Raw genomic sequence first — 26917 nt, 5'->3', positions numbered from 1 at the left:
ACACATTAGTGCACGCATAACGCAATCGCGTTACTTATAGAAACAGTCAATCAACCGCGATAGTAGCGTTGTGGAACAAATGGCATTTTGCTTACAAGCAATGGCACCTTTTTCCCACGAACAATCGCCCAAACTGGCGTGTCGAGTGCGACGTAGGCGCTGTCTAGGTAACCCATGGCCAACGGGCCGCCCAGGGTCGGGCCGAAACCGCCGCTGCACACGCTGCCGATGATCTCGCCCGCTTCGTTGACGATTTCTGCACCTTCACGGACCGGCGTACGCTCTTGTGGCAGCAGGCCGACGCGTTTGCGCTGAACGCCGTTCTGCTGTTGAGCGAAGACTTGTTCCGCACCCGGGAAACCACCGGCGCGCGCACCGTCGGCACGCCGAGGCTTGGAGATTGCCCACAGCAGGCTGGCTTCGATCGGGGTGGTCTCGGTGTTCATGTCGTGGCCGTACAGGCACAGGCCCGCCTCCAGACGCAGCGAGTCACGGGCGCCGAGGCCGATGGCGGCCACTTCCGGTTCGGCGAGCAGGGCGCGGGCGAGTTTTTCTGCGTCGGCTGCCGGAACCGAGATTTCGAAACCGTCTTCACCGGTGTAGCCCGAACGGCTGACAAAGCAGTCGACGCCCAGCAGCTTCACGCGGGTGAATTGCATGAAAGTCATTTTCGCCACTTCCGGCGCCAGGCGTGCCAGCACGGTCACGGCGGCCGGGCCTTGCAGGGCGAGCAGGGCGCGTTCTTCGAACAACGGCTCGATCTTGCACTGGTCGCCGATGTGTTTTTGCAGATGGGCCAGGTCCTGGTCCTTGCACGCGGCGTTGACCACCAGGAACAACTCGTCGTTGCCCAGGTTGGCGACCATAAGGTCATCGAGGATGCCGCCGGTTTCGTTGGTGAACATCGCGTAGCGCTGCATGCCGACCGGCAGGTCGATGATGTCCACCGGCACCAGGGTTTCCAGGGCTTTGGCGGCATTGGCGCCGGTCAGGCGAATCTGGCCCATGTGCGAGACATCGAACAGCCCGGCCTGCTCACGGGTGTGCTGGTGTTCTTTCATCACGCCCAGCGGGTATTGCACCGGCATGTCGTAGCCGGCGAACGGCACCATGCGGGCGCCGAGTTCGATGTGCAGAGCGTGCAGCGGGGTTTTCGACAGTTGTTCGGTGGACATGCGTGACTCCTTGATTCACACCAACCCTCTCCCGGAGGGAGAGGGGGCCAGTTTTGTGTTCTCTCCAAAGGGAGAGCGAGTTTATGGCGCGATCAACACTCGATAATGTTGACCGCCAGACCGCCACGGGCGGTCTCCTTGTATTTGCTTTTCATGTCGGCGCCGGTCTGGCGCATGGTGCGGATGACCTTGTCGAGGGAGACGAAGTGCTGCCCGTCTCCGCGCATGGCCATGCGCACGGCGTTGATTGCCTTGACCGAGCCCATGGCGTTGCGTTCGATGCACGGCACCTGTACCAGCCCGCCAATCGGGTCGCAGGTCAGGCCGAGGTTGTGTTCCATGCCGATTTCAGCGGCGTTTTCGACTTGTTGCACGCTGCCGCCGAGGACTTCGCACAACGCACCGGCCGCCATTGAACAGGCCACGCCGACCTCGCCCTGACAGCCGACTTCGGCGCCGGAGATCGAGGCGTTTTCCTTGTACAGAATGCCGATGGCCGCGGCGGTGAGCAGGAAGCGCACCACGCCGTCATCGTTCGCGCCGGGAATGAAGCGCATGTAGTAATGCAGCACCGCTGGAATGATCCCCGCTGCGCCGTTGGTCGGTGCCGTGACCACGCGCCCGCCGTTGGCGTTTTCTTCGTTGACGGCCAGGGCGTAGAGGTTGACCCAGTCCAGCACCGACAGCGGATCGCGCAGCGACGATTCCGGGTTCTTGCACAGTTGCCGGTGCAACGCCGCCGCCCGCCGCTTGACCTTGAGGCCACCCGGCAGAATGCCTTCGTTGCGACAGCCGGCAGCCACGCAGTCCTGCATCACTTGCCAGATTTTCAGCAGACCGGCGCGGGTCTCTGCTTCCGGGCGCCAGGCGCTTTCGTTGGTCAACATCACTTGGCTGATCGACAGACCATAGGTGGCGCAGTGACCGAGCAGGTCCTTGGCGCTTTTGAAGGGGAAGGTCAGCGGGGTGGCGTCCTCGACGATGCGGTCGGCGCCGGCCGCGTCTTCGTCGACCACAAAACCGCCGCCGACCGAGTAGTACTCGCGGCTGCGGATCTGCAATCCCGCCGCATCGAAGGCACGGAAGATCATGCCGTTGGGGTGATAGGCCAACGGCTTGCGGATCATTGCCAGGTGTTCTTTCTCGTTGAACGCAATGCTGTGCTCACCGAGCAGGTTCAAACGCCCGTTGCCACGAATCTCCGAGAGGCGGGCGGCGACGGTTTCGGTATCCACGGTGTCCGGGTGTTCACCTTCCAGACCCAGCAGCACGGCCTTGTCGCTGCCGTGGCCCTTGCCGGTGGCGCCGAGGGATCCATACAACTCGACCCTGACGCTGGTGGTGGCCGACAACAGGTTTTCCCGACGCAGGCCTTCGACGAAGCGCGCAGCTGCGCGCATCGGGCCGACGGTGTGGGAGCTGGAGGGGCCGATGCCAATCTTGAACAGGTCGAACACGCTTAACGACATGGTTGTTCTCCGGTTTCTTGTTATAGGAATTGGCGGGATTTCAGGCTTGATGCATTTCCTTGTGGGAGTGAGCTTGCTCGCGAAAACGGAGTGCCAGTCGGCTGATCTGCCGCTTTCGCGAGCAAGCTCGCTCCCACAGGGTTTTGTGGTGTTCTTGAAGTTGGGGGCGTGGTGGCCGCCCCCTCATTCGTTTAAGCGTAGCTTTCGATCGACGGGCAGGCGCAGACCAGGTTGCGGTCGCCGAACACGTTGTCGACGCGACCGACCGGCGGCCAGTACTTGCCTTCGATCAACGACGCCACCGGGTACACCGCTTGTTCGCGGCTGTACGGGTGAGTCCACTCGCCGACCAGCTCTGCCGCAGTGTGCGGAGCGTTCTTCAGCGGGTTGTCGTCCTTGTCCAGGGTGCCGTTTTCCACCGCGCGGATTTCTTCGCGGATGCGGATCATGGCGTCGCAGAAGCGGTCCAGTTCTTCCTTGGATTCGCTTTCGGTCGGCTCGATCATCAGCGTGCCGGCCACCGGGAACGACATGGTCGGGGCGTGGAAGCCGAAGTCGATCAGACGCTTGGCGACGTCATCGACGCTGATGCCGCTGCTGTCTTTCAACGGACGCAGATCCAGAATGCACTCGTGCGCCACCAGACCGTTGCTGCCGGTGTACAGCACTGGGTAGTGCTCTTCCAGGCGACGGGAAATGTAGTTGGCGTTGAGGATCGCCAATTGCGAAGCGCGCTTCAGACCTGCGCCACCCATCATGCGAATGTACATCCAGGTGATCGGCAGAATGCTCGCGCTGCCGAACGGTGCTGCGCAGACCGCGCCTTCCTTGCGTTCCATGTGGCCGTGGCCCGGCAGGAACGGGGTCAGGTGCGACTTGACGCCGATCGGGCCGACGCCCGGGCCGCCACCGCCGTGAGGGATGCAGAAGGTCTTGTGCAGGTTCAGGTGCGACACGTCGCCGCCGAACTTGCCCGGTGCGCAGAGGCCGACCATCGCGTTCATGTTGGCGCCGTCGATGTACACCTGGCCGCCGTTGTCATGAATGATGCCGCAGATTTCGCGGATGCCTTCTTCGAACACGCCGTGGGTCGACGGGTAAGTGATCATCAGCGCCGCGAGGTGTTCGCGGTGCTCGATGGCCTTGGCGCGCAGGTCTTCGATGTCCACGTTGCCACGGGCGTCGCACGCGGTCACGACCACGCGCATGCCGGCCATGTTGGCGGTCGCCGGGTTGGTGCCGTGGGCGGACGACGGGATCAGGCAGATGTCGCGACGGTCTTCGCCACGGCTCTGGTGATAGGCGCGAATCGCCAGCAGACCTGCGTACTCACCCTGGGAACCGGCGTTCGGTTGCAGCGAGATCGAGTCGTAACCGGTGGCGGCGCAGAGCATCGCTTCCAGTTCGTCGGTCAGTTGCTGGTAACCGGCGCTTTGCTCGGCCGGGGCGAACGGGTGCAGCGCACCGAATTCAGCCCAGGTCACCGGGATCATTTCGCTGGCGGCGTTGAGTTTCATGGTGCACGAGCCCAGCGGGATCATGGTGCGATCCAGTGCCAGGTCCTTGTCCGCCAGTTTGCGCAGGTAGCGCATCAGCTCGGTTTCCGAGTGATAACGGTTGAACACCGGGTGGCTGAGGATCGGCGACTGACGAACCAGCGCGGCTGGGATAGTGCTTGCAGCCGAAGCGGCGAGAGCAGCGAACTCCGGCAGGGCCTTGCCGTCGGCGAACAGGCCCCACAGGGTTTCGATGTCGGCCTGGGTGGTGGTTTCGTCGACCGACAGGCCCAGGCGCTGAGCGTCGATCACACGCAGGTTGATCTGTTGAGCGCGAGCCTTGTCGTGCAGCGCAGTAGTTTGCGCGCCGGTGGCCAGGGTCAGGGTGTCAAAGAAGCTGGCTTGCTCGACGGTCACGCCCAGTGCGCTCAGGCCCTTGGCCAGGATCGCGGTCAGGTGATGCACGCGGTTGGCGATCTGGGTCAGGCCTTTAGGGCCGTGGTACACGGCGTACATGCTGGCAATGTTGGCCAGCAGCACTTGTGCGGTGCAGATGTTCGACGTGGCTTTCTCGCGGCGGATGTGTTGCTCGCGGGTCTGCATCGCCAGACGCAGGGCCGGTTTGCCGAAGCGGTCAACCGAAACACCGACCAGACGGCCCGGCATGTCGCGCTTGAACGCATCTTTGGTGGAGAAGTAAGCCGCGTGCGGGCCACCGAAGCCCAGCGGCACGCCGAAACGTTGGGCGCTGCCGATGGCCACGTCGGCGCCGAACTCGCCCGGCGGGGTCAGCAGAGTCAGGGCCAGCAGGTCAGCGGCCACGGCCACCAGTGCGTTGGCCGCGTGGAAGCGTTCGGTCAGTTCGCGGTAGTCGAACACATCACCGTTGCTGGCCGGGTATTGCAGCAGCGCGCCGAAGAACGGCGTCACGTCGGTCAGCTCGCGCTCATCGCCCACGACCACGTCGATGCCCAGTGGCTCGGCACGGGTGCGCAGTACGTCGAGGGTTTGCGGGTGGCTGTGGATCGAGGCGAAGAACTGGTGGCTGCCCTTGTTCTTGCTCAGGCGTTTGCAGAAGGTCATGGCTTCGGCAGCGGCGGTGGCTTCGTCTAGCAGGGATGCGTTGGCGATCGGCAGACCGGTGAGGTCGCTGATCAGGGTCTGGAAGTTCAGCAGCGCTTCGAGACGGCCTTGGGAAATTTCTGGCTGGTACGGGGTGTAAGCGGTGTACCAGGCCGGGTTTTCCAGCAGGTTACGAAGGATCGGCGACGGCGTGTGGCAGTTGTAGTAGCCCTGGCCGATGTAGGTCTTGAACAGCTGGTTCTTGCCGGCGATGCCTTTGATCATCGCCAGGGCATCGGCTTCGCTCAGGCCGTCGTCGAGGCCGAGCACGCTGGTGCCCTTGATGCTTTCCGGGATGACGCTGGCGCTCAGGGCTTCGAGCGAGTCGAAACCGAGGCTGTTGAGCATGGCTTGCTCGTCACCGGCGCGCGGGCCGATGTGACGGGCGATGAATTCGTTGGCGGTGCCGAGATTTACTTGGGTCATTTCAGATTCCTCAGGCTTCGGCTTGGGCTTTGATCAGGCGGTCGTAGGCGTCCTGATCCAGCAGCTTGGCGACGGCGGAAGCGTCGGCCGGCTTGAAGCGGAAGAACCAGCCTTCGCCCAGCGGGTCTTCGTTCACCAGCTCAGGGCTGTCTTCCAGGGCCGGGTTGGTTGCCAGGACTTCACCGTCCAGTGGCATGTAAACGCCGCTGGCGGCTTTTACCGATTCCACGGTGGCGGCTTCAGCGCCTTTCTCGTAAGCCTGCAATTCAGGCAGTTGCACGAACACCACGTCGCCCAGGGCGTTCTGCGCGAAAGCGGTGATGCCAACGGTGACAGAACCATCGGCTTCGGCGCGCAGCCATTCGTGATCTTCAGTAAAACGCAACTCGCTCATGGAATCTCCTAGGGGCCAGACTCGTCTGGTGGACGCGGTGGAATACTCGGGCGGCAATGCCCTGATTTTATGAGCGGTTACTTAGCAAGAACGCGGCCAACGTAAAAATATCGTTATAAATCAATGGTTTGATTGATTTGTTGGCGAGCGCGATCAGGTTAGCTGTAGCGAAATCGCTACAGCGCGGGGCGAAGAAAAAAGCTGAACCGGATCAAAGCCTTGCACAGCGGTGATCGGAGGAGGGTGTATCGATATCGTTCCGCTGTAGCGCTTTCAGTACAGAAGGAGGTCGCTTTTGAACGGATTTCGAATCCGCCACATACCCTGTGGGAGCGGGCTTGCTCGCGAAGGTATCGGGTCAGCCAGCATTTATGGTGACTGACACACCGCATTCGCGAGCAAGCCCGCTCCCACATTTTTGACCGAGTACGGTTCAGGGCTTGTTGGGGATGCCGTACTTGCGCAGCCGATGGGCAATCGCGGTGTGCGAGGTTTGCAGGCGGCTGGCCAGTTGGCGGGTCGAGGGGTAGCTGACGTAGAGCTTTTCCAGCAAGGATTTCTCGAACGCTTCCACGGCTTCTTCGAGGCTGTCGACGTCAGTGTCGGTCTGGCGCGCCACCGAGGTGCCGGCGATGTCGAGGTCGCCGATGTCTACCAGGCTGCTTTCGCAGATCGCGGCGGCGCGGAAGATCACGTTCTGCAATTGCCGCACGTTGCCCGGCCAGCGGTTGCCGAGCAGCGCCGGGTAAGTGCCCGGGGCGAGGCGGCAGACCGGGCGCTGGATCTGCGCGCAGGCCTGCTGCATGAAATAGCGCGCCAGCAACAGAATGTCCTGACCGCGTTCGCGCAGTGGCGGCACTTCGACGTTGAGCACGTTGAGGCGGTAGAACAGGTCTTCGCGGAACAGGCCTTCGCTGACCATTTTCTCCAGGTCGCGGTGGGTGGCGCTGAGGATGCGCACGTTGACCTTTACCTCACGATCACCGCCGACCCGACGGAAGCTGCCGTCGTTGAGAAAGCGCAGTAGCTTGGCCTGCAAGTACGGCGACATCTCGCCGATCTCGTCGAGGAACACCGTGCCCTGGTTGGCCAGTTCCATCAGCCCCGGTTTGCCGCCGCGTTGTGCGCCGGTGAAGGCGCCGGGGGCGTAGCCGAACAGTTCGCTCTCGGCGAGGTTCTCCGGCAGGGCCGCGCAGTTCAGTGCGAGGAATGGCGCACTGTGCCGGGCGCTGATGGCGTGGCAGGCGCGGGCCACCAGTTCCTTGCCGGTGCCGGTTTCGCCCTGGATCAGCAGCGGCGCATCGAGGGCCGCCACCCGCTGCGCGCGGGCCTTGAGTGTGCGGATTGGCGGCGATTCACCGAGCAGCGCATCGAAACCTTCGGCGTGATCGTGATGCAGCGCCGAGAGTTGTTCGCCGATGCGGTTGGGTTGATACAGGGTCAGCAGGGCGCCGGCGTCGGTGATCGGTGTGGCGTCGAGCAACAGGGTCTGGCCGTTGACGGTGATTTCTCGCAGCGGCAGGCGGAAGCCTTGTTCGAGCAGGGTTTCGAGCAGGCCCGGATCGTTGAACAGTTCCGAAACGCTTTCACCCGCCGGCTCGCGACCGTACAAGGCAATCAGCGCCGGGTTGGCCAGCAGCACCTTGCCGGCGCTGTCCAGCGCCAGCACCGGGTCGGTCATCGCCGCGAGCAACGCGTCGAGCTGCAAGTGCCGACGTTGACCGGGGAGGATGTCGACCACTACTACGGCCTCTACGCCACGTACCCGGAACAACGCATCTTTGAGTTCTTCGAGCACTTGCGGGCTGAGGGTCGGGGCGTCGATGTAGACGTTCGGCGGAACCATTTCCACCGCATCCAGATTGAGATTGCGCCCACCGAGCAGGGCCAGGACTTCCTGGGTGATGCCGACGCGGTCGATGAAGCTGACGTGGATACGCATGGGGCGGTTCTGGGTTCTGGAGTGCGGAGGGGGGCAAGTATGCCTTGGGGCGGGGAAATGGTGAAATCTGCGTCCTGCGCTGATCGTTCCCACGCTCCTGCGTGGGAATGCATCCCGTGACGCTCTGCGTCACAGTGGACGCGGAGCGTCCATGGCGGCGTTCCCACGCAGAGCGTGGGAACGATAATTAGAAAAGGGTTACTCGAAATGCTCGGGATTGACCGGATCCCCGGATTTCATATTCAACTTCATGCGGATGTCTTCAAACATCAAATCGTAATGCTTGTGCACCGAGCCAATCTGGCTGTGGCTCTTGGGAATGCCGTATTTTTCGGCGATCTGCGTCACGTTGCGAGCGAAGTTGTAGGCCTCTTCCTTCGGCAGGAAGAAGGGCTCGTTGACCTCTTTGCCCTGAATGCTTCCAACCAGCCGGAACTGTATCCCTTTGCCTTTTTGCGGATCCTGCGACACTTCGTATTCGAGGCGGATGTTGTAGTTGACGTCATCTTGGGTCAACGCATGCCGCTCGATATGCAAATGACCGGGTTCGAACTGGGCCATGGTTTTCTCCTTTCAAGGCATGGGAGAAGGGCAGACCTGAGGTCTGCCCCCGGAGTTTCTTTTTATCGGTAGGTGATGCCCGGCGCTGCCGTGCTGACCCGCGTACCCGCGGTGCCCTGGACGATGGCTTCGATGTCCGAGAGCGAACCGATCACCGCGACCTTGCCAGTATGGCGCGCAAATTCACAGGCTGCCTGCACCTTCGGCCCCATGGAACCGGCGGCGAAGCCCAGGCGTTCGAGTTCGTCCGGGTGGGCCTGGGCGATGGCTTTCTCGGTGGGTTTCTTGAAGTCGATGTACGCCGCGTTGACGTCGGTGGCGATCACCAGCAAGTCCGCCTCCAGCTGTTCGGCCAGCAGCGCCGAGCACAGGTCCTTGTCGATCACCGCTTCGATGCCTTGCAGCTTGCCGTGAGCGCCATACATGGTCGGGATGCCGCCACCGCCGGCGCAGATCACGATGCTGCCCTTGTCCAGTAGCCACTTGATCGGGCGGATTTCGAAGATGCGTTTCGGCCGTGGACTGGCGACCACGCGGCGGAACTTGTCGCCGTCCGGGGCGATGGCCCAGCCTTTTTCGGCGGCGAGTTTTTCCGCTTCGGCTTTCTCGTAGACCGGGCCGATCGGTTTGGTCGGGTTCTTGAAGGCCGGGTCGTTGGCGTCGACTTCGACCTGGGTGAGCAGGGTGGCGAACGGGACTTCGAAGTCCAGCAGGTTGCCCAGTTCCTGTTCGATGATGTAGCCGATCATGCCTTCGGTTTCGGCACCGAGCACGTCCAGCGGGTAAGGGGTGACGGAGGTGTAGGCCGCTGCCTGCAACGACAGCAGGCCGACTTGCGGGCCATTGCCGTGGGCGATGACCAGTTGATTGCCGGGATGGATCTTGGCGATTTGCTCGGTGGCGATGCGGATGTTGGCGCGCTGGTTGTCAGCGGTCATCGGCTCACCACGGCGGAGCAGGGCGTTACCGCCCAGAGCTACGACGATACGCATGGTGCATGTCCTTTTTTCGTGTTGATCGTTCCCACGCTCCGCGTGGGAATGCATCCCGTGACGCTCTGCGTCACAGCGGACGCGGAGCGTCCGTGGCGGCATTCCCACGCAGAGCGTGGGAACGATCAGTGCCAAAGTCGGGTTACAGATCAGCCAAAGTCGACACCAGAATCGCCTTGATGGTGTGCATGCGGTTTTCCGCTTGCTCGAAGGCGATGCAGGCAGGCGACTCGAACACGTCGTCGGTCACTTCGATGCCGTTTTTCAGGTGCGGATACTGTTCGGCGATCTGTTTGCCGACCTTGGTATCGCTGTTGTGAAACGCCGGCAGGCAGTGCATGAACTTGGTGCGCGGGTTGCCGGTGGCTTTCATCAGCTCGGCGTTGACCTGATACGGCAGCAGTTGCTGGATACGCTCGGCCCAGGCTTCCACCGGCTCGCCCATCGATACCCAGACGTCGGTGTGGATGAAGTCCACGCCTTTGACCGCAGCTTTCGGGTCTTCGGTCAGGGTGATGCGGGCGCCGCTTTCCTCTGCATATTTCTTGCAGCGATCCACCAGATCATTGTGGGGCCACAGGGCTTTCGGCGCGCAGATGCGCACGTCCATGCCGAGTTTGGCGCCGACCAGCAGCAGCGAGTTGCCCATGTTGTTGCGCGCGTCGCCCAGGTAGGCGTAGCTGATCTCATGGATCGGCTTGTCGGCGTGCTCACGCATGGTCAGCACGTCGGCGATCATCTGGGTCGGGTGATATTCATCGGTCAGGCCGTTGAACACCGGCACGCCGGCGAACTTGGCCAGCTCTTCGACGATTTCCTGCTTGAAGCCACGGTACTCGATGGCGTCGTACATGCGACCCAGCACGCGGGCTGTGTCTTTCATGCTTTCCTTGTGGCCGATCTGCGAAGAGTTCGGGTCGATGTAGGTGACGTTGGCGCCTTGGTCATAAGCGGCGACTTCGAACGCGCAGCGGGTGCGGGTCGAGGTTTTTTCGAAGATCAGGGCGATGTTGTTGCCCTTCAGGTGTTGCTGCTCGGTGCCGGTGTATTTGGCGCGCTTGAGGTCGCGGGACAGGTCGAGCAGGTAACGCAGCTCACGTGGGGTGTGGTGTTCCAGGCTGAGCAGGTTACGGTTGTGAATGTTGAACGCCATGATGATTCTCCTTGGATTCGGTAATCGGCCCGGCCGCGACAGGGTCAGTGCGGCCGGGGAGATGGTCGTTTAGTAGTCGATTGGGTCGCGCACGATCGGGCAGGTCATGCAGTGGCCGCCGCCACGGCCACGGCCCAGTTCGCCGGCGCTGATGGTGATGACCTCGACCCCGGCCTTGCGCAGCAGGGTGTTGGTGTAGGTGTTGCGGTCGTAGCCGATGACCACGCCCGGCTCCACGGCCACCACGTTGTTGCCGTCATCCCATTGCTCGCGTTCGGCGGCGAAGCTGTTGCCGCCGGTTTCGACGACCCGCAGTTTCGGCAGGTTGAGGGCTTTGGCCACGACGTCGAGGAACGTGCCTTCTTCGCGACGGATGTCGATGCCGCCCTGTTTGCTTTCGTCAGGGCGCAGGGTGAAGGCGACGATCTGGTTGACCACTTCCGGGAAGATCGTGACGAGGTCGCGGTCGCAGAAGCTGAACACGGTGTCCAGGTGCATCGCCGCGCGGGACTTCGGCAGGCCGGCGACGATGACTTTTTCCACGGCCTTGTTCTTGAACAGGTTCAGCGCCAGTTGGCCGATGGCCTGACGCGACGAGCGCTCGCCCATACCGATCAGGACCACTCCGTTGCCGATTGGCATCACGTCGCCGCCTTCCAGAGTGGAGCTGCCGTGATCCTTGTCCGGGTCGCCGTACCAGATCTCGAACTCGGCGTTGGTGAATTGCGGATGGAATTTGTAGATGGCGGTGGCCAGCAGGGTTTCCTGACGGCGCGCCGGCCAGTACATCGGGTTCAGCGTCACGCCACCGTAGATCCAGCAGGTGGTGTCGCGGGTGAACTGGGTGTTCGGCAGCGGCGGCAGAATGAAGCTGGAGTGGCCGAGGAAGTCGCGGAACATCTGGATGGTCTTGCCACCGAAGCTGTCCGGCAGGTCATCGGCGGACACGCCGCCGATCAGGAACTCGGCGATGTGTCGCGGCTCCAGGCTTTTCAGCCAGGATTTGACTTCGTTGATCAGGCCCAGGCCCACCGAATCGGCGGTGACCTTGCGCTCGAGGATCCAGTCCAGCGCTTCGGGGATGGCGACGATGTCGGTCAGCAGGTTGTGCATTTCCAGCACGTCGATCCCGCGCTCACGCATCTTGGTCACGAAGTCGAAGTGGTCGCGCTTGGCTTGAGCGACCCACAGCACGTCATCGAACAGCAGTTCATCGCAGTTGTTCGGGGTCAGCCGCTGATGGGCCAGACCTGGGGAGCAAACCATGACTTTGCGCAGTTTGCCGGCTTCGGAATGGACGCCGTACTTAGCTTTTTCCGTGGTCATTTCAGTGATCCTCCAGAGAGAAAACGTTGGGCAATTACAGAGTCAGGAAGCCGTCATACAGTCCGTAGGCTGCCACCAGGGCGCCCACGACCACTGCGGCGAAAATCAGCTTCTCGACGTTGGTGAAAACCGGTTGTTTGAGTTCGAGCTTGGCCTTGGCGAACAGGATCGCGCCGGGGGCATAGAGCAGGGCCGACAGCAGCAGGTACTTCACGCCGCCGGCGTAGAGCAGCCAGACCGCGTAGATCAGGGCGATGGCGCCGATGATCAGGTCCTTGCGCCGTTCGGCCGCGAAGCCTTCGTAGCTTTCGCCGCGCACCGCCAGGAGCAGGGCGTAGGCCGCCGACCACAGGTACGGCACCAGAATCATCGAAGTGGCGAGGTAGATCAGCGACAGGTAAGTGCTGGCCGAGAACAGGGTGATGATCAGGAACAGCTGCACCATCGCGTTGGTCAGCCACAGGGCGTTGACCGGCACGTGGTTGGCGTTCTCCTTGCGCAGGAACTCCGGCATGGTGTGGTCCTTGGCGGCGGCGAACATGATCTCCGCACACAGCAGCACCCACGACAGCAACGCCCCCAGCAGCGAGATGATCAGACCGACGCTGATCAGCACCGCGCCCCAGTGACCGACCACGTGCTCAAGCACGGCGGCCATCGACGGGTTCTGCAGTTTGGCCAGTTCCGGCTGAGTCATGATGCCCAGCGACAGCACGTTCACCAGCACCAGGAACAGCAGCACGGTGATGAACCCGATCACGGTCGCCTTGCCGACGTCCGAACGTTTTTCCGCCCGGGCCGAGAAGATGCTCGCGCCTTCGATGCCGATGAACACCCACACGGTGACCAGCATCATGTTGCGCACCTGGTTCATCACACTGCCCAGGTCCGGGTTTTTCACGCCCCAGATGTCGGCGGTGAAGATGTCCAGTTTGAAGGCGAAGACCGCGATCAACACGAACAGCAGCAGCGGCACGACCTTGGCGACGGTGGTCACGAGGTTGATGAACGCCGCTTCCTTGATCCCGCGCAGCACCAGGAAGTGCACGCCCCACAGCAGGACAGAGGCGCCGATCACGGCTGCAACGGTGTTGCCTTCCCCGAAAACCGGGAAGAAGTAACCCAAGGTGCTGAACAGCAGAACGAAGTAACCGACGTTGCCCAGCCAGGCACTGATCCAGTAACCCCAAGCGGACGAGAAGCCCATGTAATCGCCGAATCCGGCCTTGGCGTAGGCGTAGACACCGCCGTCCAGGTCAGGCTTGCGATTGGCGAGGGTCTGGAAGACGAAAGCGAGGGTGAGCATGCCGACAGCGGTGATGGCCCAGCCAATCAGTACCGCGCCGACGTCGGCACTGGCGGCCATGTTTTGTGGCAAAGAGAATATCCCGCCACCGATCATTGAACCGACTACCAATGCAACCAGTGCACCTAGTCGTAGTTTTCCGGGAGCTTCAGACATTGCATGACTCCATTGCAGGAGAGAAGAGTTCACAGCGTAGTTCTGTTGGCTTTTCAAACAGCTGACTTAGATCAGTGCATAGTCACATTCCATTGTTAATGAATGACTTATGAAACGTCTGGAGGCATAAAGCTATTGTCTGGAAGGCCCGTCCTAGAGGCGTTTTGTAAAAAGTGGTTAAGAATGGATCCTATTACTTTCGAATTATCACGCTAGTTCCTTTTCAGGTTTTGGCAAATTTTTCACCGCTGTTTTCAGTACAGAATTGATTTATTAGGATTCGCGCACAAAACTGTCTGAGCGTGCTAGGGCGTTAGCGCCAATGGCTATATATAAAGGGCGCAAGTTGGCGTTATTCAATAAACGTCATTACGCTTTATCCATTTAGTTAAAAGCCGGTTGCATAACGGTTTCGCGGCATTCGCCGCTCTGGAACTTGGAGACGCTGGAATGTCGCAACCGACGCAAAAGCTGCGCCTTGGCGCACTGATCGCCCTGGTGGTGGGTTCGATGATTGGCGGGGGGATTTTTTCCCTGCCGCAGAACATGGCAGCCCGGGCCGATGCCGGGGCCATCCTGATCGGCTGGGGCATCACGGCGATCGGCATGCTCACTCTGGCCTTCGTGTTCCAGACCCTGGCCAACCGCAAACCGGAACTGGACTCCGGCGTGTATGCCTACGCCAAGGCCGGGTTTGGCGATTACATGGGCTTTTCTTCGGCGTGGGGTTACTGGATCAGCGCCTGGCTGGGCAACGTCGGGTATTTCGTGTTGCTGTTCAGCACCCTCGGCTACTTCTTTCCGGTGTTCGGTCAGGGCAACACGCCGATTGCCATCGGCTGCGCCTCGGTGCTGCTGTGGGCGGTGCACTTTCTGGTGATGCGCGGGATCAAGGAAGCCGCGCTGATCAATCAGTTGACCACCGTGGCCAAGATCATTCCGTTGATCATGTTCGTGGTCATTGCCGCCGTGGCGTTCAAGGCGGACGTGTTTACCCGCGACATCTGGGGCCGCAGCAACCCGAATTTCGGCGGCGTGATGGATCAGGTGCGCAACATGATGCTGGTGACCGTGTTCGTGTTCATCGGTATCGAAGGCGCCAGCGTTTACTCGGCGCGGGCGGAGAAACGCACGGATGTCGGACGGGCCACGGTGATCGGTTTTATCGGTGTGCTGGCGCTGCTGGTGCTGGTCAACGTGTTGTCGCTGGGGATCATGAGTCAGCCGGAACTGGCGACCTTGCAGAACCCGTCATTGGCCGCCGTGCTGGAACACATTGTCGGGCCATGGGGCGCGTTGTTGATCAGTGTGGGACTGGCCATTTCGTTGCTCGGTGCGTTGCTGTCGTGGGCGCTGTTGTGCGCGGAGATCCTGTTCGCCACCGCCAAGGACAATACGATGCCGGCGTTCCTGAAAAAGGAAAACGCCAACCATGTGCCGGTCAACGCGTTGTGGCTGACCAACGTGATGATCCAGATTTTCCTGCTGATCACGCTGTTTTCCGCTGGCACTTATACCAGTCTGATTTACCTCGCCTCGTCGATGATACTGGTGCCGTATCTGTGGTCGGCAGCCTATGCGGTGCTGTTGAGCGGGCGGGGCGAAACCTATGAACATGCCTCCGCCGAACGCACCAAGGATCTGCTGATCGGCGGTATCGCGCTGTGTTACGCGGTGTGGCTGTTGTATGCCGGCGGGGTGAAATACCTGCTGCTGTCGGCGCTGCTGTATGCGCCGGGGGTGATCCTGTTCGCCAAGGCCAAGCATGAGCAGGGCGAGCCGCTGTTCACTACGCTCGAGAAGGGGATTTTCACCTGCGTCATCGCCGGGGCCGGGCTCGCGGCCTACGGGTTGTACAGCGGCGTGTTGTCTCTGTGAGGTTACGGCTCGACTATCAGGGATCCTTTGGCTGGCCGGCAATGCTCGGATTTCTTGCAGCGCGGGCGGTGACGGGGATGGAGACGGTGGTCGATGGCGTGTATTCGCGCAGCATCGGGTTGAACGGGCTTCACGGCACGGTTTCGGTCTGGCCCGGTGACGGTGATGCGCTGGAGGTGGAACTGGATTTCCCGGATCCGTCGGCGGTTTCCGAGATTGTTGCGCGCTTGCGACGGATGTTTGATCTGGATGCGGATCTGCCGACCATGCAGCGGCATCTGGCAGCAGATCCGCTGCTTGCGCGGCTGATCGCCGAGCGCCCGGGGTTGCGGGTGCCGGGAGCGTGGGATGGTTTGGAGTTGGCGTTTCGGGCGGTGCTGGGACAGCAGATCACTGTGGTCGGAGCGATTCGGCTGGCGGGGAAACTGGTGGCGCAGTATGGCGAGCCTTTGCGTTCTTCAGTGCCGGGGCTGACTCATGTCTTTCCTCAGGCGTCGGTTTTGGCGGTCGCTGATCTGGCGGCGCTGGGGATGCCGAAAAGTCGCGGGCGCACCTTGTCCGGGGTGGCGCAGGCGTCGCTGGACGATCCGCTGCTGTTTGCCTCCGGGACGGCGCGCTTGCTGGCGCTGCACGGGATTGGTGACTGGACGGCGCAGTACATCGCTCTGCGGCAGTTGCGGGATATGGACGGGTTTCCGACTGGCGACGTGGGATTGCTGCGGGCGTTGGAGGTGCTGGAAGGGGAGCGGATGACGGCGCGGGAATTGTCTGTTCGGGCAGAGGCCTGGCGGCCGTTTCGGGGGTATGCGGCGCAGGTGTTGTGGGCGTCTTTGAGTCGTGCGGATTGATATCCGCACGCCTTCAAAACCATTGTGCTGGATGTGAGCCCAACTCGGTCGCCGGCAATGCCCACTGCAACGGCGTTCCTGCGATGCGAAGCGGCGCTTGTAGCCGATGCGCCGGCCCCCAAGGTGTCTGCTCCACCAGCGAGCTTTGATCCTGTGGATTTTCCGGACGCAACGTTTCATCCGTCCCAGCCCCACGCTCAACCAACAACTTCGCCGTCCGCGCCAGCGACAACCGTGCCGATCCACTTCGACCACTGCGCAACCGTTCAGCCAGCAACCGGATCACACTCGCCGCCATCAGATACCCCGTCGCGTGATCCAGCGCCTGCACCGGCAGCGGTGTCGGTTTGTCCGCCTGCTTCCAGCGCTGCCCGGCCTCGGCAATCCCGCTGCTCATCTGCACCAGACTGTCGAAGCCCCGACGGTTCTGCCACGGGCCGCTCCAGCCGTAGGCGTTGAGGCAGACATCGATCAGCCCCGGCGCCAGTTGTCGGCGGCGTTCGACGCCGAAGCCGAGATGTTCAAGGGCGTCGGCGCGATAGCCGTGCAGCAGAATGTCGGCATCCTTGAGCAGACTTTCGAACACTGCGCGATCTGCCGGCTCGTGCAGATCCAGTCGCGCACAACGTTTGCCGAGGGTCACCTCCGGCACCACGCCGGGTTCGTTCCAGGTCGGCGGGTCGATGCGCAGCACGTTGGCGCCCAACCCTGCAAGAAAACGGCTGGCGGTCGGGCCGGCCAGTACGCGGGTCAGGTCGAGCACCTTGAGCCCGGCCAATGGCCGCGCCAACGAGCCTTGCCATGATTGATGACTTTCTTCTTTCCCGTCACTGAAATGCACCAAGGGTTCGGCATTCACCGCCAGCCCTTGCGGATGTTTCTGCCACTGTTCCCAACTGCGCATTTCAGCCGCACAACCCTTGGCCTCGACTACCGCTTGCTCCAGATCGGCACTGGCCCATTGCGCGACTTTCGCCGCCATCGCCGCGCGGTCGGCACAGGCGCCGAGCACGCGTTCAGCAGCGGCGCGGTGATGCGGGGCGTTGGTGTGCAGGCGGATCCAGCCGTCTTTGGTCGCGTAGTCGCCGGCCACCGGATCCCACAGCGGCGGCACTTCCCAGCCGATCGGTCGCAGCGAGGTGGCGAACCAGAACGAGGCGAGGCGGCGGTCGACTTCTACGCTGGGCAAGTCGCCGGTTTGCTGCTGAAGGAGTTCGGCGACGGCTTGCCCGGCAGCGGCAATGCTCGCGCAGGCAAGGTCGGTGACGGCAAACGCCGAAGGCAGGGCGCCCTCGGCAGTGAACGGAATCGGCATGGTGGACAAGCCGAGTGCGGCTTGAATGGACGTGAGCAGATCAGTCATCGAAGGCCCTCCGGAAGAGGGCCTGATCATAGTGCAAAAGAATATGGAGTTAGATGAAAAACCTAATCTCCCTAGTCAACACAAATCCCTGTGGGAGCTTGCCTGCAAGCGATAGCGGAGTGTCTGCCGATAGATGTCTCGACTGATCCACCGCCATCGCTTGCAGGCAAGCTCCCACAAGGGATGAAAGTGATGTTCTAGACGCGGAACTGATCCATCAATTTCATCTGCTGGCTGGCGAGGGCGTTGAGCTGGCTGCTGATCGCCGCCGATTCGGTGGCCTGTTCGGTCAGAGTTTCGGTGACGGTGCGGATCGCCGAGACGTTGCGGTTGACCTCTTCGGCGACGGCGCTTTGCTGTTCGGCGGCGCTGGCGATTTGCAGGTTCATGTCGCTGATCACGGTGACCGCGTCGCTGATCTTGCCGAGGGCGTCCACGGCCTGGCGGATCTGCCCGGCGTTGTTATGGGCCTGGGTCTGGCTCGAGTGCATGGTCGCGACCACGCCACGGGTGCCGGTCTGGATGCGTTCGATGACCACGCGGATTTCTTCCACCGAATCCTGAGTACGCTTGGCGAGGTTACGGACTTCGTCGGCCACCACCGCAAAACCACGACCGCTTTCACCGGCACGGGCCGCTTCGATCGCGGCGTTCAGCGCCAGCAGATTGGTCTGTTCGGCGATGCTGCGGATCACTTCCAGCACCGAGCCGATCTGCTCGCTGTTGACCGCCAGCTCTTCAACCTCGGTCACCGCTTTGCTGACTTCGTCCGCCAGCTGATTGATGTCACGGGTGCTGCGTTCGATGATCGACATCCCGTCCTTGGCCGACTGGTCGGCGCCTTTCGCCGCGTTGGCCGCATTCGAGGCGCTGTTGGCGACGTCGTGGGCAGTGGCGCTCATTTCGTTGGACGCAGTCGCCACCTGATCGATCTCGCGGAACTGCACCTGCATGCCTTCGCTGGTCTGGCGGGCGATTTCCGACGACTGATCGGCGGTGCCACGGGCCTCGGTGATGCTTTGTTTGATCTGGGCGATGGTCGGTTGCAGCTTGTCGAGGAAACGGTTGAACCAGTTCACCAGTTCGCCCAGTTCATCTTTCTTGGTGTAGTTCAGACGCTGGGTGAGGTCGCCTTCACCGCTGGCGATGTTCTTCAGCATCTCGGCAACGCTGTTGATCGGACGGGTCACACCGGAGGCGGTGAGCCAGATCAGCACCAGGCCGATCAGACCGGCGATCACTGCAACGGCGAGGGTGGTAATCGTGCCGGTTTCCTGCGCGTCGTCGAGTACGGCTTGCAGCTTGACCGAGTCGGCCAGCAGCACTTGTTTCGGCAGGTCGATGACCACGCCCCAGGCTCGGGAATTGCCGATCGGATCGACCGGGTACACGGCGCGGATCAGGTCGCCCTGTTCGAGAATCTTCGGCGTGCCGGCGCTCAGCAGTTGCAGGATGTCCTTGCCTTCGGCGCCGAGGGTTTCGGCGATGCCTTTGCCGACCTTGGTCGCGTCGGTGCTGTAGGCACCCAACACGCCGCTGCCGGAGACAATCAGCATGTGCCCGGCACCGTTGAACAGGTCGCGCTGGGAACCCACGGCCGCCGCTTGCAGCGCATCGAGAGCGATGTCGATGCCGACCACGCCGATGGCCTTGCCGTCCACCAGCAGCGGCACGGAAATGGTGGTCATGAGCATTTCCTTGCCGCCTACGGTGTCGGCGTAAGGATCGAGCAGGCAGGTGCGCTTGTTGTCGCGAGGGCAGGTGTACCAGCTGTTGTAAGGTGTGCCGCTGAGGCTGAGGGTGGTCTTGGTCATGTCTTCTTCGACCATGATCGTGTTCAGCGCAGAACCGGCGGCGCGGCTCCAGTAGGTGGCGAAGCGCCCGGCTTCGTTGGACTGGCGGGCGGCGTCGTTGACGAACTCGCTGTCCTTGCCGTCCAGCCCGTTGGGTTCGAAGGCCAGCCAGATGCCGAGCACTTTACTGTTGCGCTCGAACGCGGTCTTCAGGCTCAGGTTCAACTCTTCACGCAGGGCGCCGGCGTCCAGCGAACGCTTGGCGGCCATGGCGCGCATGTCCTTGATCTGGTCGGCCAGTGCGGTGATCACCAACAGGCTTTCGCCGAAGGTTTTCTGCACTTGCACCGCCTGCTCGGCCGCCTTGGCCTGCAGCAGATCCTGCACGCTGGCGGTGAGCATCTTGCTGCTCGACTGGCTGACCAGTTCGTCGTTCTGGTTGGTCTGGTAGATGTTGATGCCGACGATCAGCGCGACTACGCCGAGCAGGCACAGGCCGGACAGCAGGACGATTTTCAGGCGGATGGACAGAGAGTCGAACATGGGACGTTCTCGCGAATGAATGAACTGTTGGCTGCGGGGCAGGGAGGTGCCCGATTCGCCAAATCCATTCAGCGCCATTCAATGCTCATCGGCGCGGGGCGAGGGCGCATGAGCGGCATGCCGACGAACGGTCATGGCTAAACGTTTGCGCGGGTAAAAGCCCTGAAAACAAGGGAAAAATCAGGAAATCTTCGGCAACGCTTCCGGTCGTGACCAGATCCACAGGTTGCCCATCGTCATCCCCGCGATCGCCAGATAAATCGGCCAGCCGTGATCGAGCATCACCAGCATCAGCGTGGCACACAGCAGCATGCTGACCGTGGCGCTGACCTTGGCCTTGCGGGCGATGATCTTGCCGTTGCGCCAGTTGCTCAGGATCGGGCCGAACAGCCGATGGTTTTCCAGCCAGGCACTCAGGCGCGGCGAACTGCGGGTCGCGGCCCAGGCGGCGAGCAGGATGAACTCGGTGGTCGGCAGGCCGGGCACGACGATGGCGATCAGACCGATGCCGAGGCTGACATAGGCGAGCAGACCGAACAGCAGGCGGGCGAGTCGGGAGGAGGCGGGTTGGGGCATGGGCTCGAAGTGCGTGAGGCGAAACGGGGATTCTACAGACTTGCGCTGTTCCCATGTGGGAGCGGGCTTGCTCGCGAAAGCGGTGTATCAGTCACCTTCAATGTTGAATGACAGATCCCATTCGCGAGCAAGCCCGCTCCCACATTGGGGAGTCGCGTGGCTTCAGGCCGGTTCGGCTTCAGTCGAGTAAGCCTGTTCCAGCAGCACCGTGAAGCGGTTAAACGCATCGATCGCGCCTTGCTCCACTTCGGCTTCCTCTTCAGCGCTGAATTGCAGCGAATCGAGGGTACGCACGAAGCTCTTCCAGCCTTCGGCGCGACCACCTTCAGGCTCGCCCAGATGACGGGCGCCAAAGGTTTCGCTCAGCTCCAGCGCTACGGCGCGTTTGATCAGGAACGCAGCACCGAGCTTGGAACCTTCAGAGACGAAGATCCAGCCGAGGGCGCGGGCCTTGCTCGGGTTCTTCACCGCGCCGGCGACTGGCGCAGGCACTTCGGTGTCGAGGTCGGCGAGGTCGGCCCTGGCCGCTTCGGCGCGGCAGCGGGCCGGCAGGTCAGGGACGATCGCGGTCAGTTCGGCATCGTTGTACAGCGACACCAGTTCCGACTGGAACAGGTACTGCGCGACCACGAAACGGGCGAAATTGGCGCGGGTCTCGAACGGCGCATGGGCCTTGACCAGGGCATCGAGCTTGCTGTGCGGCTCGTGGGTGATCTGGTTCAGGCGTTGCGAACGCAGGGCTTTTTCCGGGGTGCTCATGAGATGTCCTTGAAAAGAAGAGGCGCTTGATAACGAGACGTACGGGCAAGCGCCGGACAGTAAAAAAACCTCACGACGCGGCAATGCATGCGCGCCGTGAGGTCATCCGGATCAGATATCCCAGACCAGGTTGATCGCGAAGTTGCGACCCGGCTGGGTCAGGCGATCGAGGTTGGCCGGTTGTGTCACCGACGCTTCGCCGACGCTGTCGTAACCGCGCACGTCATCCCACAGCCAGTATTTCTTGTCGGTCAGGTTGTAGATGCCGCCGCTGACGGTGACGTCGTCGGTGACCTTGTAATAACCGGCCAGATCGAGAATGCCGAAGCCCGGCGATTTGAATTGGCTGCTCACACCGTCCGGCGACTTGAAGTTGCTGTCGTCGACGCGATCCTTTTTCTTGACCACGGTCCAGCTCAGCAGGCCGCCGTAGTTGTCCTGGTCGTAACCGAGGCCGAATACGCCGGTCAGCGGGTTGACGCTGTTCAACGGCTCGCCGTTGTCGTTGTTGCGTCCGTAGGCGTAGGAGATCGAACCCTGGGTGTACAGGCCTTGCGGCGCGCCGAAGGAATCCAGGTTCAGGCGACCTTTGACTTCAGCACCCTTGATGGTGGCGTGCTTGATGTTGCTGGACTGGAACGTCAGCTCGCTGTAGCCCGGGGTGACGGCGTCTTCGTTGATGAAGTCGCGGTACTTGTTATAGAACACCGCCACGTCGAACGAGCCTTGCTCGAAGTTGCCGCGCAGACCGGTTTCATAGCTTTTGCTCTTTTCCGGTTCCAGGTCCGGGTTCGGCGCCACGTTGTAGCCGGTGGTGCTGTTCTCGAAGCGGCCGTACAGCGCTTTCGCGGTCGGGGTGCGGAAGCCTTCGGCGTATTGGCCGTACCAGGTGTAGTTTTCGGTCAGGGCGTAGGTCAGGCCGAATTTCGGCGAGACTTTATGCCAGGTCTTGTTCTCGTCGCTGACCGTGCCGTTGCCGTCAGCGGCCACGGTGTTGAGGAATTCCTGGGTGATGTGCGGCTTGAGCTGGGTGTAGTCGTAGCGCAGGCCCGGCAGGAAGGTCCAGTTGTTCCAGCTGATCTGATCCTGGGCGAACAGGCTGTAGGTGTTGATGGTCGGGTCCGGGAAGTCGCTGGATTTTTTCAGCACGTCAGCCGCGCTGGTGGCGCCGATGGCGGTGCAGCCGCGACCGATTGCCAGACACTTGCCGTCGCCGCTGCGCGAGCCGGTGACTTTCTGCTGCTTGATGGTGGTGCCGTAAGTCAGCACGTGATCGGTGGCGCCGATGCTGAAAGCCTTGTCCAGTTGCGCGTCGAAGACCCACTGTTTCTCTTCGTAGATCGTGTCGCGGGTGCGCAGCACTTTACGGGTGATCGGGTAGTAGAACTCGTCGGTGCTCTGGTCGGTCTTGGCAGTCTGGTGGTTGAGGCTCCACTTCACGTTGTCCGCCAGCAGGCTGTTCAACTCGAAGCTGTGCTCCAGGCCAAAACGCTCGCGGGTGATGGTGTCGTTGCCGGTGCGCCACTGGTACATGCCGCCGGGCAGCACGCTGTCCGGGATCGTCGGAGCACCGTTGAAGTACGGGCCGCCGTAGGCGCTTTTCTGATCGGTGTCGCGATCATCCTTGTACTTTTCGTAGGTCAGGCCCAGGCGCGAACCTTCGTTGTAGTTCCAGCCGATCTTGGCCAGCACGTTGGTGGCTTTCACGTCTTCCGGGTTGGCGGCGGTGCGCTCAAGACCGGTGCCGTTGTTGCTGCCGTAGGAGTCGGTTTCATGACCGTCGCGCTGGCTGTAGTGCAGCAAGCCATCGAACTGGTCGGCGCGACCGGCGACGGTGGCGGACTTCAGCCAGCTCTCGTCGGCGGAGCTGTAGCCGGTTTTCAGGCGAGCGCCGACGTCTTTGCCGGGCTTGATGATGTCGTCCGGGTCGAGGGTGTAGTAGCTGACAGCGCCGCCGATGGCGTTGCTGCCGTACAGCACCGAGGCCGGGCCACGAAGGATTTCGACGCGTTTGACGATTTCCGGGTCAACGTAGTTGCGCTGGGTCTTGGCGTACGGGCCATTGAAGAAACCGTCCGGCACTTCGACGCCGTCGACCTGAGTCAGAATCCGGTCGCCGTCGATGCCGCGAATGTTGTAGCCGCTGATCCCGCCACGCTGGCCGGCGCCGCCGACGGACACGCCCGGCTCGTAGCGCACCAGATCCTTGATGGTGTTGACGTTGTTGCGGTCCAGATCCTGACGGGTCTGTACGGTGACGGTGGCCGGCACGCTGTTGATCGACTGTTCCTGACGGGTGGCGCTGATGGTCACCTGATCGAGGTTAAGCGCGCCGCTGCTGGCGCGTTTTTCCAGCACGACGTTGTTGTTGCTCAGTTTGCGGAAGCTCAGGTTGGTCCCCACCAACAGGCGCTCCAGGGCTTTCTCCGGTGGCAGCGAACCGCGCACGCCCGGCGACGAAACGTCCTGACCCAATTGCGCCGGCAATCCGACCTGCCACCCGGTGACAGCGGTGAACGCGTTGAGCGCCGACACCAGCGGCTGCTGGGCAATGGCGAACGAGTAATCGCCCATGTTGCGCGTCGGCTGTTCGGTGGCGGCCATCAGCGGCGCGGTGCCGGCCATCAGGATGGCGGCGGTCAGCAGCGACAGCACGCGGGAAGGGGAAGAAGTCTGGCGGGTAAGGCGAGAGGACATCGATAGCGCTCCGTGTCGCACGAATCTTTATAGGTGCTGATTGATCTCGCGAGATGCGAATCAATTGCATTGGCTATAACGAGACGAACGAGCTTTGGCTATCGAGTAAAAATAGTTCTCATTTAGTTCAAGATCACCAGCGCCGGGAATTCCTGAAGCTTGGCCGAGGTGATATGAGCGAGCGAACGCACCACGTCCAGCGGCTGGTCGAGACGGTAATTGCCAGTGACGGCGACGTCGGCCAACTGTTCGTTGGTGTTGATGATGAAACCCGGATAGTAACGGCGCAGTTCGGCCAGCACCTGATTCAGCGGGCAGTTTTCGAAGATCAGCCGACCCTGCACCCAAGCCAGATCGGTGGCGGCGTCGACCTTGGCCGGGCGGTCGAAACCGTTCGGGCCGATGCGGATGCTTTCCCCGGCAGACAGACGCACACGGGCATCGTCACGGGTCGCCCGCAGATCGACATCGCCACGCTGCACCCGCACCTGCGCCACGCCGTCCAGATAACGCACGGCGAATGCGGTGTCGCGCACGCTGGCTTTCACCGGGCCGGCATCGATTTCCAGCGGCTGGCTGCGGCTGGCCGGGATCTCGAAAAACGCTTCGCCCTGATACAGCCGTGCGACTCGCTGCTGATCGTTGATGGTGCTGGAGAACGCGGAATTGGTGTTGAGCAGGACTTTCGAGCCGTCCTCAAGCTGCAGGCGCTGACGCTCGCCGACCACGGTCAGGTGATCGGCCTGTAAACGCATCGGCAGGTTGCTGAAACTGAACAGGCCAAGCAGCAGCACCGCGGCGGTGGCCAGCGGTTTCCAGTGCGGACGCAGACGAGTGAGGACGGTGACTTTCTTCGGTTTGGCTGCGAGGTTCTGTGCGCACTGGGCGATCTGCGGGCCGTCCCAGATCGCCTGGGCCTTGGCGAACGCCTCGGCATTCAACGGATCGGCCGCCAGCCAGGCATGGAATTGCCGGGTCTGCTCCTCGTCCGGACTGCCGAGCACGATGAGCCAGTCCAGAGCCTGGTCCATTGCGCTTGCGGCGTCCTGCGCCGATGAAGGCGAAGGGGAGCGGTGGATGTCCGTCACGGTGTTTCCTCGGCAGTGTCTGTGCACGGCTGTTTTTTTAGTGAAGCGTAAAAGTCGGGCAAGGGTAACAAAGCCCGATGATCAGTGCAGTCGATCCTGTCGAAAACCGACAAGGCTTGCAGATCAGTCGCCGTTCAAGCGTTCGGCGACACCGATGCAGATGGTCATGATCAGTTTGAGTTCTTTCTGCACCGTGCTGAGGGACACGCTCAGTTCTTCGGCGATTTCCTGATAGCTGTGCCCGTGCAGGCGGCTGAGGATGAAGATTTGCTGTTGGCGGGGGCTGAGTTCACCGAGGCTCACGTTCAGGCGCTCCAGCAATTGTTCGGCGTGGGCGGCGTCTTCGGCACTGCTGGCGGGGGCGGCGACGCTGTGCACCACGTCCTGCGGCACGTCGTCGACCATGGTGCGCGAATGAATCTTGCGCGCACGCAAATGGTCCAGCGCCAGGTTACGCGCGGTCTGGAAGACAAAGGGTTCAAGGTGATCGATGGCCCGTTCGCTCAGCGCCCGGGTGACGCGCAGGTAGGTTTCCTGCAACAGGTCTTCGGCGGTGCTGTGGTTGTTGACCATCCGTTCCAGGGTCCGCAGCAGCGAAGTGCGCTGGGCGAGGAAGACGTGGTTGAAGTGTGATTGACTCACGGGAAGACCTGATCCATTTCGAGCGAATGATAATGCTTATCATCCGCCCGAGTGGTCAAGTGTTGATTTGTCAAAGGTTGGTAAAGCTTTTGCCCGCTCTCAAAACGGCGGCAGCGGTTTTATTCCGCGTTGCACAGCGCCAGGCAGTTATCGAGCATGCGGTTGGAGAAGCCCCACTCGTTGTCGTACCAGGCCAGCACTTTCAGCAGTTTGCCGCTGGATTTGGTGTGGTTGGCGTCGAAGATCGACGACAGCGGGTTGTGGTTGAAGTCGCTCGATACCAGCGGCAGGGTGTTGTAGCCGAGGATCTTCGAATGCTGGCTCGCGGCTTTCATCAGTGCATTGACTTCATCGGCCGAGGCTTCGCGCTTCAGTTGCACGGTCAGGTCAACCAGCGACACATTGATCACCGGTACGCGCACGGCCATGCCGGTCAGCTTGCCCGCCAGTTCCGGCAACACCAGGCCCACGGCTTCGGCGGCGCCGGTCTTGCTCGGGATCATGTTCTGGGTGGCGGAGCGGGCGCGGTACGGGTCGGTGTGGTAAACGTCGGTCAGGTTCTGGTCGTTGGTGTAGGCGTGGATGGTGGTCATCAGACCGCTTTCGATACCCAGTTCGCGGTGCAGCACCTGGGCCACCGGGGCCAGGCAGTTGGTGGTGCACGACGCGTTGGAAATGATCTGGTGCGACTGGCGCAGGATGTCGTGGTTCACACCGTAAACGACGGTGGCATCGGCGCCTTTGGCCGGGGCTGAGATAATCACTTTGCGTGCGCCGGCGGTAATATGCGCGGCGGCTTTGGCACGGTCGGTGAACAGACCGGTGCATTCGAATACCACATCAATCTTTTCCGCGGCCCATGGCAGGTCGGCCGGGTTGCGGATGGCGCTGACCGAAATGCGGTCGCCGTTGACGGTCAGGCTCTCGTTGTCGTGAGCAACTTCGGCGTCGAATGTGCCATGAACGGTGTCGTACTTGAGCAGATGTGCATTGATCGCGCTGTCGCCCAGATCGTTGATGGCGACGATCTGCAAATCCTGACGATAGCCTTGGGTATACAGTGCGCGCAGGACATTACGGCCGATGCGGCCAAAACCATTGATTGCGATTCGAAGAGTCATTGAACAGCGCCGCCGTCGTTTTGTTGTTGGAATTACAAGATTATTCGCATAAAAATAGAAAACAAGCCTTTTTAGTGGCAATATTTTGTTT

General features: G+C 61.7%; 20 protein-coding genes and 1 pseudogene. 2 read left to right on the top strand and 19 right to left on the bottom strand.

Annotation, left to right across the window (positions count from 1 at the left end):
- Nucleotides 1-50 precede the first annotated feature (50 nt).
- The 10 genes from gcvT to arcD (CAF90_RS12305) form a co-directional block, all read right to left on the bottom strand.
- Complete coding sequence (gene gcvT / locus CAF90_RS12350) at nucleotides 51-1175, bottom strand: glycine cleavage system aminomethyltransferase GcvT (protein ID WP_085606610.1); 1125 nt, start codon at nucleotides 1173-1175, stop codon at nucleotides 51-53.
- Nucleotides 1176-1267: 92 nt separating this feature from the next.
- Nucleotides 1268-2644 carry an L-serine ammonia-lyase gene (locus CAF90_RS12345; RefSeq protein ID WP_085606607.1) on the bottom strand — a complete coding sequence of 459 codons (1377 nt, stop codon included), beginning with the start codon at nucleotides 2642-2644 and terminating at the stop codon, nucleotides 1268-1270.
- 191 nt (nucleotides 2645-2835) lie between these two features.
- Entirely contained in the window at nucleotides 2836-5688 is a 2853-nt protein-coding gene (gene gcvP / locus CAF90_RS12340) for an aminomethyl-transferring glycine dehydrogenase (protein WP_085606605.1), read from the bottom strand.
- A 10-nt stretch (nucleotides 5689-5698) separates the two neighbouring features.
- Nucleotides 5699-6082, bottom strand: coding sequence for a glycine cleavage system protein GcvH (gcvH, locus tag CAF90_RS12335; RefSeq protein WP_007951190.1), 384 nt, complete (start codon nucleotides 6080-6082; stop codon nucleotides 5699-5701).
- Between the two features lie 433 nt (nucleotides 6083-6515).
- Nucleotides 6516-8024, bottom strand: coding sequence for a sigma-54-dependent transcriptional regulator (locus tag CAF90_RS12330; RefSeq protein WP_085606603.1), 1509 nt, complete (start codon nucleotides 8022-8024; stop codon nucleotides 6516-6518).
- Between the two features lie 198 nt (nucleotides 8025-8222).
- The gene (locus tag CAF90_RS12325) at nucleotides 8223-8585 is read right to left on the bottom strand and encodes a DUF5064 family protein (protein WP_085606600.1); all 363 of its coding nucleotides are present in this window, start codon (nucleotides 8583-8585) and stop codon (nucleotides 8223-8225) included.
- A 62-nt stretch (nucleotides 8586-8647) separates the two neighbouring features.
- Nucleotides 8648-9577 (bottom strand): carbamate kinase, encoded by a 930-nt coding sequence (gene arcC, locus CAF90_RS12320; RefSeq protein ID WP_007951187.1) that lies wholly within the window; start codon nucleotides 9575-9577, stop codon nucleotides 8648-8650.
- A 142-nt stretch (nucleotides 9578-9719) separates the two neighbouring features.
- Nucleotides 9720-10730 (bottom strand): ornithine carbamoyltransferase, encoded by a 1011-nt coding sequence (locus tag CAF90_RS12315; RefSeq protein ID WP_085606598.1) that lies wholly within the window; start codon nucleotides 10728-10730, stop codon nucleotides 9720-9722.
- Between the two features lie 69 nt (nucleotides 10731-10799).
- Nucleotides 10800-12056 (bottom strand): arginine deiminase, encoded by a 1257-nt coding sequence (gene arcA / locus CAF90_RS12310; RefSeq protein WP_085606597.1) that lies wholly within the window; start codon nucleotides 12054-12056, stop codon nucleotides 10800-10802.
- Between the two features lie 34 nt (nucleotides 12057-12090).
- Complete coding sequence (gene arcD, locus CAF90_RS12305) at nucleotides 12091-13518, bottom strand: arginine-ornithine antiporter (RefSeq protein WP_085606595.1); 1428 nt, start codon at nucleotides 13516-13518, stop codon at nucleotides 12091-12093.
- Nucleotides 13519-13968: 450 nt separating this feature from the next.
- Between arcD (CAF90_RS12305) and arcD (CAF90_RS12300) the strand changes: the two genes are divergently transcribed.
- Together arcD (CAF90_RS12300) and CAF90_RS12295 are read left to right on the top strand one after the other, a co-directional pair.
- Nucleotides 13969-15396, top strand: coding sequence for an arginine-ornithine antiporter (arcD, locus tag CAF90_RS12300; RefSeq protein WP_085606593.1), 1428 nt, complete (start codon nucleotides 13969-13971; stop codon nucleotides 15394-15396).
- Nucleotides 15393-16244 carry a DNA-3-methyladenine glycosylase gene (locus CAF90_RS12295; protein ID WP_085606591.1) on the top strand — a complete coding sequence of 284 codons (852 nt, stop codon included), beginning with the start codon at nucleotides 15393-15395 and terminating at the stop codon, nucleotides 16242-16244. The genes arcD (CAF90_RS12300) and CAF90_RS12295 overlap by 4 nt, the downstream gene beginning before the upstream one ends.
- 13 nt (nucleotides 16245-16257) lie before the next feature.
- Here the strand turns inward: CAF90_RS12295 and CAF90_RS12290 are convergent, their stop codons facing one another.
- The 9 genes and pseudogenes from CAF90_RS12290 to gap form a co-directional block, all read right to left on the bottom strand.
- Nucleotides 16258-17607, bottom strand: coding sequence for a CoA transferase (locus tag CAF90_RS12290; protein WP_085606590.1), 1350 nt, complete (start codon nucleotides 17605-17607; stop codon nucleotides 16258-16260).
- Between the two features lie 197 nt (nucleotides 17608-17804).
- Entirely contained in the window at nucleotides 17805-18560 is a 756-nt protein-coding gene (locus CAF90_RS29875; protein WP_371320921.1) for a methyl-accepting chemotaxis protein, read from the bottom strand.
- 102 nt (nucleotides 18561-18662) lie between these two features.
- Nucleotides 18663-19670, bottom strand: a pseudogene (locus tag CAF90_RS29870) (HAMP domain-containing protein); the annotation flags it as partial.
- A 453-nt stretch (nucleotides 19671-20123) separates the two neighbouring features.
- Nucleotides 20124-20519: a YbaN family protein gene (locus CAF90_RS12280; protein ID WP_085606588.1), complete on the bottom strand. Its 396-nt coding sequence runs from the start codon at nucleotides 20517-20519 to the stop codon at nucleotides 20124-20126.
- Between the two features lie 162 nt (nucleotides 20520-20681).
- Nucleotides 20682-21278, bottom strand: coding sequence for a biliverdin-producing heme oxygenase (locus tag CAF90_RS12275; RefSeq protein ID WP_007951178.1), 597 nt, complete (start codon nucleotides 21276-21278; stop codon nucleotides 20682-20684).
- A gap of 111 nt (nucleotides 21279-21389) precedes the next feature.
- Entirely contained in the window at nucleotides 21390-23975 is a 2586-nt protein-coding gene (locus tag CAF90_RS12270) for a TonB-dependent receptor (protein WP_085606586.1), read from the bottom strand.
- Nucleotides 23976-24097: 122 nt separating this feature from the next.
- Nucleotides 24098-25063 carry a FecR domain-containing protein gene (locus CAF90_RS12265; protein WP_085606584.1) on the bottom strand — a complete coding sequence of 322 codons (966 nt, stop codon included), beginning with the start codon at nucleotides 25061-25063 and terminating at the stop codon, nucleotides 24098-24100.
- 123 nt (nucleotides 25064-25186) lie between these two features.
- Nucleotides 25187-25705 carry an RNA polymerase sigma factor gene (locus tag CAF90_RS12260; RefSeq protein WP_007951175.1) on the bottom strand — a complete coding sequence of 173 codons (519 nt, stop codon included), beginning with the start codon at nucleotides 25703-25705 and terminating at the stop codon, nucleotides 25187-25189.
- A 119-nt stretch (nucleotides 25706-25824) separates the two neighbouring features.
- On the bottom strand, nucleotides 25825-26826 hold the full coding sequence (gene gap, locus CAF90_RS12255; protein ID WP_007951174.1) for a type I glyceraldehyde-3-phosphate dehydrogenase: 1002 nt from the start codon (nucleotides 26824-26826) through the stop codon (nucleotides 25825-25827).
- Nucleotides 26827-26917 lie beyond the last annotated feature (91 nt).

Source organism: Pseudomonas sp. B37(2017) (assembly GCF_002112885.1).
GTDB lineage: Bacteria > Pseudomonadota > Gammaproteobacteria > Pseudomonadales > Pseudomonadaceae > Aquipseudomonas > Aquipseudomonas paraglycinae.
Note: the sequence above shows the minus strand (reverse complement) of the source record. Positions and strands in the feature narration are given on the sequence as shown.

Bases quoted from the DNA above. Each gene is read 5' to 3' on its own strand.
- CAF90_RS12325 (WP_085606600.1), bottom strand. From the start codon at position 8,585: ATGGCCCAGTTCGAACCCGGTCATTTGCATATCGAGCGGCATGCGTTG.
- gcvH (WP_007951190.1), bottom strand. From the start codon at position 6,082: ATGAGCGAGTTGCGTTTTACTGAAGATCACGAATGGCTGCGCGCCGAA.
- CAF90_RS12330 (WP_085606603.1), bottom strand. From the start codon at position 8,024: ATGCGTATCCACGTCAGCTTCATCGACCGCGTCGGCATCACCCAGGAA.
- CAF90_RS29875 (WP_371320921.1), bottom strand. From the start codon at position 18,560: ATGCAGGTGCAGTTCCGCGAGATCGATCAGGTGGCGACTGCGTCCAAC.
- CAF90_RS12345 (WP_085606607.1), bottom strand. From the start codon at position 2,644: ATGTCGTTAAGCGTGTTCGACCTGTTCAAGATTGGCATCGGCCCCTCC.
- gcvP (WP_085606605.1), bottom strand. From the start codon at position 5,688: ATGACCCAAGTAAATCTCGGCACCGCCAACGAATTCATCGCCCGTCAC.
- gcvT (WP_085606610.1), bottom strand. From the start codon at position 1,175: ATGTCCACCGAACAACTGTCGAAAACCCCGCTGCACGCTCTGCACATC.
- CAF90_RS12280 (WP_085606588.1), bottom strand. From the start codon at position 20,519: ATGCCCCAACCCGCCTCCTCCCGACTCGCCCGCCTGCTGTTCGGTCTG.
- arcD (WP_085606593.1), top strand. From the start codon at position 13,969: ATGTCGCAACCGACGCAAAAGCTGCGCCTTGGCGCACTGATCGCCCTG.
- arcD (WP_085606595.1), bottom strand. From the start codon at position 13,518: ATGTCTGAAGCTCCCGGAAAACTACGACTAGGTGCACTGGTTGCATTG.
- CAF90_RS12315 (WP_085606598.1), bottom strand. From the start codon at position 10,730: ATGGCGTTCAACATTCACAACCGTAACCTGCTCAGCCTGGAACACCAC.
- CAF90_RS12290 (WP_085606590.1), bottom strand. From the start codon at position 17,607: ATGACTGATCTGCTCACGTCCATTCAAGCCGCACTCGGCTTGTCCACC.
- gap (WP_007951174.1), bottom strand. From the start codon at position 26,826: ATGACTCTTCGAATCGCAATCAATGGTTTTGGCCGCATCGGCCGTAAT.
- CAF90_RS12270 (WP_085606586.1), bottom strand. From the start codon at position 23,975: ATGTCCTCTCGCCTTACCCGCCAGACTTCTTCCCCTTCCCGCGTGCTG.
- arcC (WP_007951187.1), bottom strand. From the start codon at position 9,577: ATGCGTATCGTCGTAGCTCTGGGCGGTAACGCCCTGCTCCGCCGTGGT.
- arcA (WP_085606597.1), bottom strand. From the start codon at position 12,056: ATGACCACGGAAAAAGCTAAGTACGGCGTCCATTCCGAAGCCGGCAAA.
- CAF90_RS12275 (WP_007951178.1), bottom strand. From the start codon at position 21,278: ATGAGCACCCCGGAAAAAGCCCTGCGTTCGCAACGCCTGAACCAGATC.